Here is a 13,681-nt window from a genome sequence, read left to right as displayed (position 1 = left end):
CGTGCCGCTCATCACCGTCACCTATGCGACCTCCCGCGAGAGGCCGTCGTTGAAGTCCGATATCGCCGCTGCCGTGTCGGAACTGACCGCAGGGATTCTGCACAAGGACCCCAAGGTCACCGCTATCATCGTGAAGTCCGCCGCCGCCGCCGACTGGTTCGCCGGCGGCAAGTCGCTCGCCGAGCAAGGGCTCGCGAGCTACTGGCTCGACATCCACGTCACCGAAGGCACCAACACCAAGGACGAGAAGGCGGCCTATCTCGCAGCGCTGTTCAAGCGGATGGGCGAATTGCTCGGACCGCTCCACACCGAGAGCTACGCCCATGTCGATGAGGTGAAGGGCGATGCCTACGGCTTTGGCGGGCTGACCCAGGAGCGCCGCTACATCGCCGGCAAGCTCGAGGTGGCGCCGCAGAAGGCGGCGTGAGCCTTACAACGTCGCTTCCGGCAGGCGCGCCGTGGTGTCGCCGAACACCTCGGCAAATGCCTGCCGGAGTGCGATGTCGACATCGGCCATCGTGACCGGCAGTCCGAGATCGACCAGCGAGGTGACGCCGTAGCGCGGATCGACCACGCCGCAGGGCACAATCGCCTGGAAGTGGGAGAGGTCGGGCTCGACATTGATCGCGATGCCATGGAACGAGACCCAACGGCGCAGCCGCACGCCGATCGCGGCGATCTTGTCCTCATGGCCCGGCCCCTTGTCCGGGCGGCGCACCCAGACCCCGACGCGGTCCTCGCGGCGCTCGCCGCGGACGTTGAAGGCGGCGAGCGTGCGGATGATCCATTCCTCCAGCGAGGCGACATAGGCGCGCACATCGGGCCGGCGCCGCTTGAGGTCGAGCATCACATAGGCAACGCGCTGGCCCGGGCCGTGATAGGTGACCTGGCCGCCGCGGCCGCTCTGGAAGGTCGGAAAGCGCGGAGCCAGCAAATCGTCGGCCTTGCCGCTGGTGCCGGAGGTATAGAGCGGCGGATGCTCGAGCAGCCACACCAGTTCAGGCGCCGAGCCCGCGGCGATCGCCGCCACCCTTGCATCCATCTCGGCGAGAGAATCGGGGTAGGGCACCGGACGGTCCGCGATCCGCCATTCGACCGATTCGCCGCCTGAAGGGCGCGCAAAGGTCGTCAAATCGAGGCTTTGGCGGTCGTTAACCATTGGCTAACCCTAACGTGGTCAGGTGAACCTACAATTTAGTTCCCGTTCGGCGGTTCAGAAGTGCCCACCCTCGATAAAGTCAGCGTCGATCTCATGGTGGTCCTCGGCACGACCACCATGCCGATTCACCAGGTCATGCGGCTGTCCCGCGGCGCCATCATCGAACTGGATGCCACCGAGGCCGACGAGGTCAAGATCCTCGCCAACAACCTGCCGGTGGCCAGCGGCGTCGTCCTCGTCGACCGCAACCGGATTGCGGTCGAGGTCAAGCAGATGCTGCCGAAATCTCCTGGCGTTCGCAGTTAATTCACGCATCAAGCGCCTTGTCCCTGCATCCGTGATTTGTTACATGGCCCCCTCGATGCGGCGGCGCCTTAGGGTTCCATCCGACATCCTTAGCGCTCGTGGCGGAATTGGTAGACGCGCTGCCTTGAGGTGGCAGTGGGTAACACCGTGGGGGTTCGAGTCCCTCCGAGCGCACCATACCCACGCTTAACTCATTGAAGTTAAGCCATTTTTTTCCCGGTGTTACTACGCAAAGTTACTATTCTGTTCTCGCCTGACGTTCCGGCCCTGTTCGCGTCGGGCGGTGCCACGACGTCGTTGAGCGAATGGCTCTGATCGAACGCCACGATCTTGTCCATGCCGCTCATGCCGAGCTTCTCCCGATTCGCCTGCGCGATGTAGTGGGCTGGCATCTTTGGGTCGGTCCAGCCGAACATCGCCATCATCTGGCTCTCGGTACAGTCGGCGTAAGCGGCTACCTCAGCTCGTGCCTTGCGCACGCCATGGCAGCTTTTCTTGGGCTCGTTGACGCCGGCCAGGACCGCGTATTTTCTTGAACCTGGCCGCCCATGCCTTCTTGTTCATCGGCAGGATCCGGCCGCGCACGAGCTTGCCGGTGAAAACGTCCGCGCCGATGATGTTTGCCGCGCGAGCCGCCCTGAGGCTCTCGGCGAACTCCGGATGCACGGGGACCGTGACGGTTGTATTGCCCTGGCTTTTCTCAGTGGCAATCTGCACAGCCATCTTCCGAACGATCTGGCGCAGGTGGGGCGGCCCAAAACGGTGGGCATCTCCAAGCCGCAGGAACGTGTAGTGCAGGATGTCGAACATCAGCCGCGCTTCGGTACCCAACGGCCACTTCGCCCGGTACCGGGCCATGTCATCCTCGGTCCAGGGCACAAAACCGCCGGTCTCGCGGCTCGCTTTTGCCTTGCCGGATTTTAGTCCGATGGTCGGATCGTCGTCTTCGTCCAGATGCCTCTCGTCGATCATCCAGCGGATCATGCCCCGAACCGCCGATAGCAAATTGCCGGCCTGTGACGGGGTGCGCGCCTTCATTTCTTCTTTGATGACCTTGCGCGTCAGCACCGCAAACGGTTTCTCGCCATTGTCGGGCAGCAGGCTCTCGACCAACCCGGTGCGCTGTAACCGCGTCGAGTCCGACAGCCCCTCGTGGCCGACGCTGAGATCGCCGAGCCAGTGGTCGCTCTGCTTGTAGAGCGTCCAGTTACCAGCGCAGGGTGTGAGGCTTCAGCGGCTCAGCCGGTAGTTCGCCGCGCGGCTCATTGCGCTGCTTTTGTGCGTTGATGTGATCGGTCGCATCGCCGTAGAGCGCGATCTGCGACGCGATGGCCGCATCACACTCGCCGTCGAATCCCTTCGTGCCGAACTCGGCCCTAATCCTGATCTTCGGCAATCCGTTGCGGAGCTGGACGTAATAGCGCGTCTGTCCGCGCTGTGAGCGATCGGCTTGCACATAGCGGCGCTCCGGCTGCACCGGTGGATCGGGTTCGGCACGGCGCTTACGCATCACTCCCCCCAGCGCCGCGACCGCCGCGTCATAGGCGGAGTCGAAGGCTTCCGTCCCATATTCCCCTCTGATCCCGATCCTACGACCCTTGCGGCTCACCTTCACGTACCAGCGCAGCGCTCCCAGCGAGGAATAGTCGAAGTAGAGGTACATTCGCGTGTCCCCGGGCGCACGGGGGTCGCGTTTTTCTGTCCCAAGCATTGGCGTCTCCGTGGACCAATGCTTGGAGTCTAGCGATGCGGTGACTCCGCATCAATTGCATAAGGTGCGTTTCACCCGCTTTCGGTGCGTTTCAGGTAGCGCTGCAATGCCTCTGATGGCACCCATACTTCGTCGAGAGAATTTGCGGGCTTGATCGCCGTGGCGCTCGCTGTGAGTATGATCCGAATAACACTATCGCCATCGACCGTGACCGCGCTCGCGCCGGCTTCCTTGGCGGCGCGGATCGCGCGGGCAATATCTGCTTGTGTAACTTTGGCCGGTCGCCGCGGCATTACGCTTCTCCCAAAGTCGTGCGAAATTCGACCGTTCGAGCCGGGCGCGTCCTCGGCACGCTGCCGATCGTCCCGAAGGCGTTCGGCGCGCGACCAACAGACTGACCGGGAATGCCGGGCTGGTAGTTCCGGGCGGGGGTAACCAATCGGGGGCCGACGAGGCGCGACTTCGGTGGGGCACTTGTTGATCTGTTCGAGCAGGGTGCGAAGCCCTCTGTCCTCGTTCGAAGCATATTCCAGGTCACAACCGCCACGGCTCCGCCTCGGAAGTTGCTTCGGATACATCGCGGTGATTGTCACTCTAGGCCGCATCCTGCTGGAGCTGAATCATCGGTATGGAAGACCGAGAAAGCTGTGAACAAAAGAGTACCAACGTGTCCGTCGGGCATTCGGCTGGATTGGAGTGGAAATCGGACGCGTATCTTCCTTGACCCTAAATTCTTCCAGCTCCCGCTCAAACTGCTCGTACCAGGGCAGATACTTGTCGCCGTCCTGCTCGATGAAGTAGGCGAGCAGCACCAGAGCGCGCTCAATGCGCTCCGTCAGCGGTAGCTGTGATGCAGTCCCGCTCGGCATAGGCCGAGATTATGAGAGGGCAACTCCAGAAATCCTGGCAATCATTGGGAAGCGGCGCTCGGCTAGGCAGTCGATAGACTCCGATACTTCCCGACGGCGTCGTTCCTACGGACCCTTGAATCTCTCTGTGGATTCAAGGCCAAAAATTTTCGACGGATATGCCGTCGGGATCTGTCCGTCAGCTTCTATACTTTGTACTGGCAAATCAACGCCCTGACGGCGTCCTAGATGATTGAGTGGGCGTAGTGCTGCCGGCTGGCATCGCGCAGTTTAGCGTAGGTTTGTCGAGTCGTTCTCGCTTCTTCCGCATTGAGAATTCTGCCCGAGGCTTATCCCAGCAGAGGTCCGACATCCATTGCGTCTTCACTGATGGAGTACTGCAGCGCGCTCCATCGTACAGAAGGTTCGAGCGTCTGAAGCTTGGCTAGGAGCACCGATAGGTTTTGGCGCAGAACGGACCACCTATTATCCGCCTCGATCGCGTTGGCGGGAGCTATGGCTCTAACTAGCCCATGATGGATTGGAGCGAGAGTTCAGGTTTTTCAATTGGTTAGAAGGCCCGTGTGCACCGGGAGATCAGGAAAGATCTTGCGACGTCTGGTGTGAACCGGCCTCGCAACAGGGGAAGTGATTTCGGGGCGACTCGCATGACGAAACTTTCTCAAGCTAGAGATCGTGCCCCCAACGGCCGCAATCGATGGTTTATTCCTTCTCGATTGGCATCGCGAGGCACTCATCACATTCGTCCGCAAGTCGAATTGGCGCGGTGACCGTCGTCACCCACATGACTCGCTGCAGAACAAGAAAATGGCCTAGCTATATGGAAAGATGGTCAGGTTGTACTGATGACGACTAAAGCCTTGGAAAGTGGCGCGAGCACCTCCCGTCGTCACCATCTCTCATACCAGCCGACGAGGGTCGCCTCCGCGATTAGGGACTTGCGCGCCTCTCGTTCGATCTCGCGGCAGGACGCGTTGGCCTTTGTCTGAAGCTGGTCGGTCGAGCTCGCAATCAGCCGGAAGTGATAATGATGAGGCCCATGGCCATGGGGCGGACACGGGCCGCCATAGCCTACTTTGCGGAAATCATTGACCGCCTGTTTCAAATTTTTGTTCCGCGCGGCGCCTTCCGCAAGCTCCGTTAGGACTGCCGGAAGATTGTAGGCCGCCCAATGGTGCCACGTGCCGGCGGGCGCATCTGGGTCGTCGCAGAGCAAGACAAAACTTTTGGTTCCCGCCGGCGCATCAGACCATTGCAGAGGCGGTGAGAGGTCTCCTCCGTCGCAGGTGAACCGTCTCGGAATTTGCGCTCCGTCGGCGAAGGCGCTTGAACCGAGTTTCATGGCTCCCTCCATCAGCTTGCAGGGAACAACATAGGCTCGGACCTGGGCTCGGGCTTGAGAGTTCCCTACGGAGCCGGCGCGACCGGATCGGCGGACGAGCGCGACCAGATTGCGGCCGTATAGCTCGATTTTGGCGAGTGCGAAATCTATAAAGTCTGCTTAGATCAGAAAGTCCGTCGGGCAGCTGCGGCAGATTGGCTTGCTATGCGACCGCTTTTTCATCCGAACCTGGTCAATGGCCGCTACGGCGACCCGACGGTATATGTGGAGACGCTGTTCGAGAAGCGCAGCCTGCTGTTCGATATCGGAGAGATTTTTTCGCTGTCGCCGCGGAAGATACGACGCATCGACCAGGTCTTCGTCTCGCACGAGCACATCGATCACTTCGTTGGATTTGACCACCTGCTTCGCTTGCTTGTCGGACACGAGAAGTCAGTGCAGCTGTTTGGTCCATCCGGCTTTACTGAGCGGGTCTTTCACAAGCTTCAGGGCTATCGCTGGAACTTGGTCGAAACCTATTCTAGCGATCTTGTCTTCGTCGTGAGCGAACTCGCAGCGACGAATTCCATCTTGAGCACGCGGTTCAGGCTGAGGAGCGCTTTTGTCGCAGAGGCATCGGTTTCTCGCAAAGCCCAAGCCGGGGTAATCTGCGACGAACCAACCCATCGCGTGTCAGCCGTGATCCTTGAACATGGTACGCCCTGCCTTGCCTTTGCGCTGCAGGAGGCGGCGCATGTCAATGTCTGGAAGAATCGGTTGTTGGAGCGCGGGCTGCCGGTCGGTCCGTGGTTGCGCTCACTCAAGCACGCCGTGGTCGAACGGCGCGCGGACGATCATTTGATCAAGATCGACGGATCGGCGGTTTCGGACAATCGGCTCGTTCCACTTGGGGCCTTGCGTGATCTCCTGACCGTCACGGCCGGACAGAAAGTTGGCTATGTCACCGACGTCGCCGATACGCCGGCCAATCGTGACGCCATCGTTGCGCTCGTGCAGAACGCGGATATTCTCTTCATCGATGCGGCGTTTGCAGGAGCGGACGATGCGCTGGCGAGGCACCGGGCTCATCTCACGACCACGGCTGCTGGAGAAATTGCTCGAGAAGCCAATGTACGCCGCGTCGAGCCGTTTCACTTCTCTCCACGTTATGTGGGGGAGCAGCAGCGGATGCTTGCTGAAGTGATGGCGGCGTTCAGGGGAACTCACTGCTAGACCATGCCTGAGGAAGTATATTTGCCCGCGGGACATCGAAAATCGCTCCGGCTCTTTCTATGCGGAGACGTTATGTGTGGTCGCGGCATCGACCAAGTGTTGGCGCACCCGTGCAGCCCCGAAATTCACGAACAATCCGTGCGATCGGCGGAGCGATATGTTGCGCTCGCCGAGCAGGAAAACGGGCCGATTCCACGGCGCAATGAGCCGTCCGACGTTTGGGACGCCGCACTGGACCAGTTGGCGCGCATGCGGCCGGACGCGCGGATCATCAATCTCGAAACGGCTTTGACCCGCTGCAGGGGCCGCGCGTGCAAGGGCGTCAACTACCGCATGAGCCCCGAGAATGCAGATTGTCTGGCGGCCGCCAAGATCGGCTGCTGTGTGCTGGCCAACAACCATGTGCTCGATTATGGGCACCTAGCCTAGAGGAAACGCTGGCAACCCTACAAAAGCTCGACATCAGGGCGACTGGCGCGGGGCGCAACGATCGCGAAGCCGGCGCTCCGGCCGTGCTCAATCTTGCCTATGCCCGGCTTCTGATCTTTTCGTTCGCCTTGACATCGAGCGGCGTTCCCCTGGAATGGGCTGCAACCGAGGGCGCTCCAGGCATCAACCTGCTGCCTGACCTGTCCGAAGCGAGCGCCTCAGAGGTTGCCGATCGAATCGTGGCGCTCAAGAGGCCGGGTGATCTGATCGTCGTTTCGATCCATTGGGATCCAATTGGGGATATTACATTCCGGACGAACAGACGGTCTTTGCCCGAACACTCATCGACCAGGCGAACGCGTCGATCGTTCATGGGCATTCGTCGCACCATCCGAGAGCGATCGAAATCTATCGGGATCGTCTCATTCTGTATGGCTGCGGTGATTTTCTGAACGACTATGAGGGGATTCGAGGTTACGAGCGCTACCGGGACGACTTGGTGTTGATGTAATTTGCCGACTTGGATGCGACCGACGGCCGTCTTCACGCGCTCAACTTGATACCGCTCCAGATTAGGAACTTCCGTCTCTCCGTTCCGGCGCGGCGGGATATCGAATGGATTCAGCAGACACTGGATCGGGAGTGTCGAAAGTTCGAAGCCAGGCTCATCCTTGGTTCCGAAGGGCAGCTTGCAGTTGCCGGGCCTGGCTGAACGTGAAGCCATTTGGAGGTTGGTCCAACTTGAGCTGGCCGTTCCCCCTGAAGTATTGGACCATCCGCGCCAGGGCTGGACTAAAATCCTTCTCGTTGCAGCATTCGTGATGGGGCTTTGCGCTCTCTCTCTCTCTCATCTCTCTCTCACCCGCCACGATCCTGTCATCCGGCCTGCCCGCGCGATCCGCGCCGCCAGGGAAGCTGATGCAGCGGAAGTGGTGATCGACAGCGAGGGGCAAATCCGTATTGCGCTATCATTAAATGCACCAATGGCTTCGCCTTCGCCACCGAAGGACGACGTTAAGTCTGGGCACTGTCCATGCCGGCAAGAGAGAAACGGTGGTCATCTCGCGATGCCACTTCTTGGCGAGGTATTCCAAAACGTCAACAACGGTGATCCGCACAATCGGCAGGTCCTCGAGCCTCGCGATCGGTCCGAGCCAATGATCAGGAGCGCCGCGCAGTACCGGGAACGTTTCAAGCGTAGATTGGCGAAGTGTGCACTTGCTGCGGACCCGCATTGCGAGGATGATGACCTGCAAGAGTTGGTGTCGTCCGTCATTTCGATGGGAGATCAGCTATGCGCGTACCGGTCTACTACGGTGATTACCTGCGGCTGGACCGGCTCCTGTCATCGCAGGAGCCCGAAAGCGCCAAAATTGGTATCAATGCCCATGACGAGATGTTGTTCATCATCGTCCACCAGGCCTACGAGCTATGGTTCAAGCAGATCCTGCATGAGCTCGATCGGGTTGAGGCGGACTTCGGCACGATCCCCGTCACCGATGATGCCATGGCCCGCGTCATACACGGGCTCAACCGTATCCATGAAATCCTCAAGCTTGTCGTGGCCCAGCTTGACGTGCTGGAGACCATGACGCCATTTGACTTCCTGGACTTCCGCGACCTGCTGATGCCGGCTTCGGGCTTCCAGTCCCTGCAGTTCCGGCTGATCGAGACGCGGCTCGGTCTGCCACATGAAACGCGCATTCCATTCGACGAGAAGGCGATCGACGAGCGTCTTTCCCAATCCGATCGCGACGCTCTTCGAGCCGCCGGCGCTCGGCCATCGCTATTTGACTTGCTCAATCGTTGGCTTGCACGAACGCCATTTCTCGACTGGGGAGGGGAGACATTCCGCGAGGCCTATCGCGCTGCGGTGGAAAAACATCTGGCTCGCGATGCCGAGCTGGTGCGCACGGATTCTGCGATCCCGTCGGAAAGGCGCGACCGCGAACTGAAGAATATCGAGCGCGCGATAGCGTCGTTCTCGGAAATTTTCTCGGAAACAGGCGAGGGAGGCAGTTGGCGGCTGTTGCCGCAATCAGTTCAGGCCGCTCTTTTCATCACGCTTTATCGTGACAAGCCCGCTGTGCAGTCGGCGTTCCGTCTTTTGACCGCGCTCATGGACATCGACGAAACCATAACTCTGTGGCGATATCGGCATGCACTCATGGTGGAGCGCATGATCGGGTTGAAGATCGGTACTGGCGGCTCCTCGGGGCACGACTATCTTCGGATGACGGCCGAGCGACATCGCATTTTCGCTGACCTGTTCCGACTGTCCACTTTCCTCATTCCGCGCTCAGCCGTGCCCGAGCTTCCGGCTCCGATCCAACGGCAGATGAGCTTCGTGTACGCGTCATGACCGTGCTCGATCTTACCGCTCAGTTCGGGAAGTTTCGCGCGGCGGCGCCTGAGCGGATCAACCTAGCGGCGCACAGCCACCACGACTGGCCGGACGTGACACTCGCGGCGCAGGAGCAGTGCTGGCACGATGCGGCGCGGCTCGCCGGCGAAAAATGGGACTTGGTGTTCGGTGAACTGATCCCGCGCGTCCAGGCCGGAATCGCCCGGCACCTCCAACTACCTGACCCGTCGACAATCGCAGTTGCGCCCAACACGCATGAATTCCTGCGCCGGCTATTGTCCTGCTTTCCGTCGGATCGGCCCATTCGAATCCTGACGAGCGACGCCGAGTTCCATACCGCACGGCGTCAGCTTGAGCGCCTGGAGGAGGACGGCTCGGTTGCGGTCACGCGCATATCCGCCGAGCCCTTCGAGACCTTCGCTGAACGCTTTCATGCAGCGTGCGGGAGGGGCGAACATGACCTTGTCTTTGTAAGCCAGGTGTTTTTCACCTCGTCGGCAACCTCGGGAAATCTCAAGGTCCTGGTCGAAGCGGTACCTTCGCGCGATACTTTTATCGTAATCGACGGCTATCACGGCTTTATGGCCCGTCCGACCGATCTGTCCGAGATTGCTAGCCGCACGTTCTATCTCTCAGGCGGTTACAAGTATGCGATGGCAGGGGAGGGATGCTGCTTCCTGCACTGTCCGGCCGGCTACGGGCCGAGACCCCGGGACACAGGTTGGTTCGCCGATTTCGGCTCCCTCGCAGCGCCTCCAGGGAAATCAGTCGGGTATCCGCGAGATGCCGGCCGATTCCTGGGCGCGACCTTCGATCCCTCGGGTCTCTACCGGCTTGCAGCCGTATTCGATTGGCTTGCCCGCGAGAGCATCGCGGTTGAGCAAATCCACTGTCACGCGCAGGCATTGATGACGTTGTTCATCGAGGGGCTTGCGCTTCAGCACATAGAGGGATTGCGGTTTGCGGATTTGATTACGCCATGGGGCTCCAAGGCCCAACACGGCAATTTTCTTACCTTTCGGACGTCGCGTGCAGGCGAGATTGAGGCAAAGCTTGCCGAAGTCCACGTGCGCTGCGATCACCGCGGCGACCGCCTTCGCTTCGGGTTCGGGATTTGCACGAATGCAGCGGACCTCGATCAGGCAATGGTGAGAATCCGGCGCGCGATTGGCAGCTAAAATCCGTCCGGCGCTTAGTCGTGGGCCTGCCTAGCACCGAGCGATAACCAACCGCGCGCCCGCCCGCGTACCGCCCGTCGCTGATCCCGCCATTAAGCCCGGATCGCGTGTGCAACACAAGGTTCTCGGTAAACATCTCGCTTGTGAACGCGCAACGCGTCGTTCGAGCTTGCCGGCCTTGCAGTGTGGGTCGCGCGACGTGAGTCGCCCGAGCTTCGCTACACCGAGCTTGCCCGCGGCCGAGGCCAGCATTGCGTCGACGTCATCGACCATCCGCCGGCGATCGGCGGCCTCTTGCTGCGCAGCGGAAGCCGTAACCAGCACGGCGCTGGCCAAGAACATCCTAGTTCACCCTTCGAAGTGCCGCGCCCGCCTTTTCATAGGACTGGGGTTCCAGGCGATCCCGATTACTGCACCCGATATTTGCTCGCATAATGCTTCCCGAGAATCTTGCGGGTCTGATCGGACAATCGCCTGTTGCCGGTCGCAGGTGGCTTCGCGCGGCGCTTTTTTGGCTTCAGCCAATCCGTTCTCGAGCTGTGTTTTCTTGGCATGAGCATGGCTGCAGATCAAAGTTGTGAGGGGACCGCCTTCCCTTAAGAGACAATCTCGACCGGAATGCCGATCGCGAGATCGCGGTCCGCGCGCCCTTGGTTGACCGCTATTTCGGCGAGCCCGTTCGAATTCTCATACCAAAAGGCCGCGCCTGGCGGCCGATCACTGAAGGTCTTCTCGCGCTCCAGTAGCCGACCTGCGGCGGCAATACTGGCGTTGGGCACGAGGATGGCCGACCCAGTCATGGCATTGCCAAAAATGGTCGACGTAGACGATCTCACGGAGGTCGTCCGGCCAGTCTGCGCGGCGATCCGCGCCATCCCCCCGCGGCTGGCCGGGTGGTGGCTCGCCGAGCGCCAGAATGGCTGCGACAGGTGCGAAGAGGTCGCGCCCGTGAAAGCTGGCAGAGAGCCGCTCAGGCCTCCAGTCGATATCCCAACTGCATGTCTTTGCGGCACGGCGCTGAACCAACTCAAACAAGCCGTTGCCGGGACCGGCGTACCACCGGCCGTCGGCCTCAAGCACAACGGCCGGGCACGTCCCGCCGACGCCGGGATCGACGAGGCAGAGAAAGCCGGTTCCCACCGGAAACCATGAGGCATAGACCGCCAGGAGGTACGCGGACGCCTTGGGACTGCCCACCGGCGCATCCGCGAAGAGGTCGATAGCGGGCGCCCGGCGCCATCTGGTGCAGCACCGCCTGTACCTGACCCGTATAGGGGCCGTGCAATCCGAAATCCGTGAACAGCACAATCATGTTGTCAGCTTGCGCTCGTGGCCCGCACGCCGCGACGTTGCGGTGCGAACCCTGTTGGACCTCAACGGCCGAGATTGTCGACGGTTCGGCTTACGATCTTCGCCCGATCGGGAGTAGAATGAGCCGACGCCTGCCGGCGCTCATGCTCACAGGCGGGTCCGGCCGGACATCGTCGCGCAACTCTCCGTCACGCTGTTGGCCAAAAGCTGGGAATTGCCCAGTGATCCACACGACGAATCTATGACCGAACCCGAGCGTTTGGAAGGCTTTCCTGGACGCTACTGGCACCGGCTCGAAGCGCCTCACTGCTGCGTGTTGAAGCGAGAGTTGGGAGGAGGTCCCGATGAATATTGACAGCACCACATTTGGCACGATTACGATCGACGGAAAAACCTATGAGCACGACGTGGTCGTTCGCCTTTCCGGCGAAGTTGTGAAGCGGAAAAAGAAGCTATCAAAGAAGCTCTATGGTAGTTCGCACGTGCTTTCAGAAGACGAGGCAAGATTCCTCTTCGAGAAGGGATGCGACCAGGTCGTCATTGGCTCAGGTCAGTATGGCAACATGCACCTGTCACCGGAAGCTGAAGCCTATTTCGAACGGAACGGCTGCAAGGTCCTGTTGAAGCCCACACCCGAGGCAATCCGGAAGTTCAACCGGTCGCGCGCAAGGAGGATCGGGCTCTTTCACGTGACCTGTTGACGTTTGCGAACACGGTCCGTGTCGACGAAACGGAGGGACCCAATGATTCACGCCACGTGCGATGCGGCTGATAACATCGTTTGTCTGGAGTTCGATGCCACGCCTCCGTTTCCTCATCCTAAGGCCCGAGGCAGCCGGCATCTCGAGGGATGAGGCCGGCCATTTCAAATCTCATCCCTCAGGAGCCGGTCCAGTCGCGCGGCGTCGGGATCTGACCAGTTGAAAAGGAGATCATTATGTCAGCCAAGGAAGTCAAATTCGGCGTCGATGCACGCGACCGCATGCTCCGCGGTGTCGACATCCTCCACAATGCGGTGAAAGTGACGCTCGGTCCCAAGGGCCGCAACGTCGTGCTCGACAAGTCGTTCGGCGCTCCCCGCATCACCAAGGACGGCGTCACGGTCGCCAAGGAGATCGAGCTCGACGACAAGTTCGAGAACATGGGCGCGCAGATGGTGCGCGAAGTCGCCTCCAAGTCGGCGGACGCGGCCGGCGACGGCACCACCACCGCGACCGTGCTCGCGGCTGCGATCGTCCGCGAAGGCGCCAAGTCGGTTGCCGCCGGCATGAACCCGATGGATCTGAAACGCGGTATCGATCTCGCAGTGGAGGCCGTGGTCGCCGACCTCGTCAAGAACTCCAAGAAGGTCACTTCAAACGAGGAAATCGCCCAGGTCGGCACCATCTCCGCCAACGGCGATGCCGAGATCGGCAAGTTCATCGCCGACGCCATGAAGAAGGTCGGCAACGAGGGCGTCATCACGGTTGAGGAAGCCAAGTCGCTGGAGACCGAACTCGAAGTCGTCGAAGGTATGCAGTTCGACCGCGGCTACATTTCGCCCTACTTCGTCACGAACGCCGAGAAGATGCGCGTTGAAATGGAAGATGCCTACGTTCTGATCAACGAGAAGAAGTTATCTCAGTTGAATGAATTGCTTCCCTTGTTGGAAGCCGTGGTGCAGAGCGGCAAGCCGCTGGTGATTATCGCCGAGGACGTCGAAGGCGAGGCTTTGGCCACGCTTGTGGTGAACCGTCTGCGCGGTGGCCTGAAGGTCGCGGCCGTCAAGGCTCCGGGCTTCGGCGATCGCCGCAAGGCCA

Annotated in this window: 16 protein-coding genes, 1 tRNA gene and 2 pseudogenes; 10 read left to right on the top strand and 9 right to left on the bottom strand. The window is 60.5% G+C overall.

Annotated elements, in window-relative coordinates; genetic code table 11:
* Position 1 precedes the first annotated feature (1 nt).
* A complete protein-coding gene (locus Q0030_RS34020; protein ID WP_298377411.1) occupies positions 2-427 on the top strand; it encodes a 4-oxalocrotonate tautomerase family protein in 426 nt (141 codons plus the stop codon).
* A 3-nt stretch (positions 428-430) separates the two neighbouring features.
* On the opposite strand, the gene lipB is transcribed toward Q0030_RS34020, so the two are convergent.
* Positions 431-1,159: a lipoyl(octanoyl) transferase LipB gene (gene lipB / locus Q0030_RS34015; protein WP_298377409.1), complete on the bottom strand. Its 729-nt coding sequence runs from the start codon at positions 1,157-1,159 to the stop codon at positions 431-433.
* Between the two features lie 60 nt (positions 1,160-1,219).
* Between lipB and Q0030_RS34010 the strand changes: the two genes are divergently transcribed.
* Together Q0030_RS34010 and Q0030_RS34005 are read left to right on the top strand one after the other, a co-directional pair.
* Complete coding sequence (locus Q0030_RS34010) at positions 1,220-1,465, top strand: FliM/FliN family flagellar motor switch protein (RefSeq protein WP_021080574.1); 246 nt, start codon at positions 1,220-1,222, stop codon at positions 1,463-1,465.
* A 92-nt stretch (positions 1,466-1,557) separates the two neighbouring features.
* Positions 1,558-1,642 (top strand) — tRNA-Leu (locus Q0030_RS34005).
* 23 nt (positions 1,643-1,665) lie between these two features.
* On the opposite strand, the gene Q0030_RS34000 is transcribed toward Q0030_RS34005, so the two are convergent.
* From Q0030_RS34000 to Q0030_RS33975, 6 genes are all read right to left on the bottom strand, one after another.
* Positions 1,666-1,890, bottom strand: coding sequence for a hypothetical protein (locus Q0030_RS34000; protein WP_298377406.1), 225 nt, complete (start codon positions 1,888-1,890; stop codon positions 1,666-1,668).
* A 34-nt stretch (positions 1,891-1,924) separates the two neighbouring features.
* Entirely contained in the window at positions 1,925-2,578 is a 654-nt protein-coding gene (locus Q0030_RS33995) for a hypothetical protein (RefSeq protein WP_298377403.1), read from the bottom strand.
* A 94-nt stretch (positions 2,579-2,672) separates the two neighbouring features.
* On the bottom strand, positions 2,673-3,128 hold the full coding sequence (locus tag Q0030_RS33990) for a hypothetical protein (protein WP_298377400.1): 456 nt from the start codon (positions 3,126-3,128) through the stop codon (positions 2,673-2,675).
* A 119-nt stretch (positions 3,129-3,247) separates the two neighbouring features.
* Entirely contained in the window at positions 3,248-3,469 is a 222-nt protein-coding gene (locus Q0030_RS33985) for a hypothetical protein (RefSeq protein ID WP_298377398.1), read from the bottom strand.
* Between the two features lie 327 nt (positions 3,470-3,796).
* Positions 3,797-3,988 (bottom strand): hypothetical protein, encoded by a 192-nt coding sequence (locus Q0030_RS33980; protein WP_298377395.1) that lies wholly within the window; start codon positions 3,986-3,988, stop codon positions 3,797-3,799.
* A 946-nt stretch (positions 3,989-4,934) separates the two neighbouring features.
* Complete coding sequence (locus Q0030_RS33975; RefSeq protein WP_298377392.1) at positions 4,935-5,387, bottom strand: YbhB/YbcL family Raf kinase inhibitor-like protein; 453 nt, start codon at positions 5,385-5,387, stop codon at positions 4,935-4,937.
* 204 nt (positions 5,388-5,591) lie between these two features.
* On the opposite strand from Q0030_RS33975, the gene Q0030_RS33970 reads away from it, so the two are divergent.
* The 5 genes and pseudogenes from Q0030_RS33970 (at position 5,592) to Q0030_RS33945 (ending at position 10,571) form a co-directional block, all read left to right on the top strand.
* Positions 5,592-6,599, top strand: a complete 1,008-nt coding sequence (locus Q0030_RS33970; protein WP_298377389.1) for an MBL fold metallo-hydrolase — start codon at positions 5,592-5,594, stop codon at positions 6,597-6,599.
* A gap of 72 nt (positions 6,600-6,671) precedes the next feature.
* Complete coding sequence (locus tag Q0030_RS33965; RefSeq protein WP_298377386.1) at positions 6,672-7,028, top strand: CapA family protein; 357 nt, start codon at positions 6,672-6,674, stop codon at positions 7,026-7,028.
* Positions 6,911-7,539, top strand: a pseudogene (locus Q0030_RS40635) (CapA family protein). The gene Q0030_RS33965 and the pseudogene Q0030_RS40635 overlap by 118 nt, the downstream one beginning before the upstream one ends.
* 783 nt (positions 7,540-8,322) lie before the next feature.
* Positions 8,323-9,390, top strand: a complete 1,068-nt coding sequence (locus Q0030_RS33950) for a tryptophan 2,3-dioxygenase family protein (RefSeq protein ID WP_298377381.1) — start codon at positions 8,323-8,325, stop codon at positions 9,388-9,390.
* A complete protein-coding gene (locus Q0030_RS33945; RefSeq protein WP_298377378.1) occupies positions 9,387-10,571 on the top strand; it encodes an aminotransferase in 1,185 nt (394 codons plus the stop codon). Before Q0030_RS33950 ends, Q0030_RS33945 begins: the two co-directional genes overlap by 4 nt.
* A 596-nt stretch (positions 10,572-11,167) precedes the next feature.
* Here the strand turns inward: Q0030_RS33945 and Q0030_RS33940 are convergent.
* A complete protein-coding gene (locus tag Q0030_RS33940; protein WP_298377376.1) occupies positions 11,168-11,446 on the bottom strand; it encodes an SAM hydroxide adenosyltransferase in 279 nt (92 codons plus the stop codon).
* 31 nt (positions 11,447-11,477) lie between these two features.
* A pseudogene (locus Q0030_RS40630) lies at positions 11,478-11,879 on the bottom strand (SAM-dependent chlorinase/fluorinase); the annotation flags it as partial.
* A 347-nt stretch (positions 11,880-12,226) separates the two neighbouring features.
* Here Q0030_RS40630 and Q0030_RS33935 point away from each other — a divergent pair.
* Complete coding sequence (locus Q0030_RS33935) at positions 12,227-12,583, top strand: MTH938/NDUFAF3 family protein (RefSeq protein WP_298377374.1); 357 nt, start codon at positions 12,227-12,229, stop codon at positions 12,581-12,583.
* Positions 12,584-12,819: 236 nt separating this feature from the next.
* Positions 12,820-13,681 (top strand): chaperonin GroEL (groEL, locus tag Q0030_RS33930; RefSeq protein ID WP_298377372.1); only part of this gene is annotated, 862 nt, incomplete at its 3' end.

The organism is uncultured Bradyrhizobium sp. (assembly GCF_947648125.1).
GTDB lineage: Bacteria > Pseudomonadota > Alphaproteobacteria > Rhizobiales > Xanthobacteraceae > Bradyrhizobium.
This window is presented reverse-complemented; position numbering and strand designations above follow the sequence as displayed.

Coding starts and splice junctions, on each gene's coding strand:
- Q0030_RS34000 (WP_298377406.1), bottom strand. CDS start 1,890: ATGATGGCGATGTTCGGCTGGACCGACCCAAAGATGCCAGCCCACTAC.
- Q0030_RS33945 (WP_298377378.1), top strand. CDS start 9,387: ATGACCGTGCTCGATCTTACCGCTCAGTTCGGGAAGTTTCGCGCGGCG.
- Q0030_RS33950 (WP_298377381.1), top strand. CDS start 8,323: ATGCGCGTACCGGTCTACTACGGTGATTACCTGCGGCTGGACCGGCTC.
- Q0030_RS33940 (WP_298377376.1), bottom strand. CDS start 11,446: ATGGCGCGGATCGCCGCGCAGACTGGCCGGACGACCTCCGTGAGATCG.
- Q0030_RS33985 (WP_298377398.1), bottom strand. CDS start 3,469: ATGCCGCGGCGACCGGCCAAAGTTACACAAGCAGATATTGCCCGCGCG.
- Q0030_RS33935 (WP_298377374.1), top strand. CDS start 12,227: ATGAATATTGACAGCACCACATTTGGCACGATTACGATCGACGGAAAA.
- Q0030_RS33975 (WP_298377392.1), bottom strand. CDS start 5,387: ATGAAACTCGGTTCAAGCGCCTTCGCCGACGGAGCGCAAATTCCGAGA.
- Q0030_RS33965 (WP_298377386.1), top strand. CDS start 6,672: ATGTGTGGTCGCGGCATCGACCAAGTGTTGGCGCACCCGTGCAGCCCC.
- lipB (WP_298377409.1), bottom strand. CDS start 1,159: ATGGTTAACGACCGCCAAAGCCTCGATTTGACGACCTTTGCGCGCCCT.
- Q0030_RS33970 (WP_298377389.1), top strand. CDS start 5,592: ATGCGACCGCTTTTTCATCCGAACCTGGTCAATGGCCGCTACGGCGAC.
- Q0030_RS33990 (WP_298377400.1), bottom strand. CDS start 3,128: ATGTACCTCTACTTCGACTATTCCTCGCTGGGAGCGCTGCGCTGGTAC.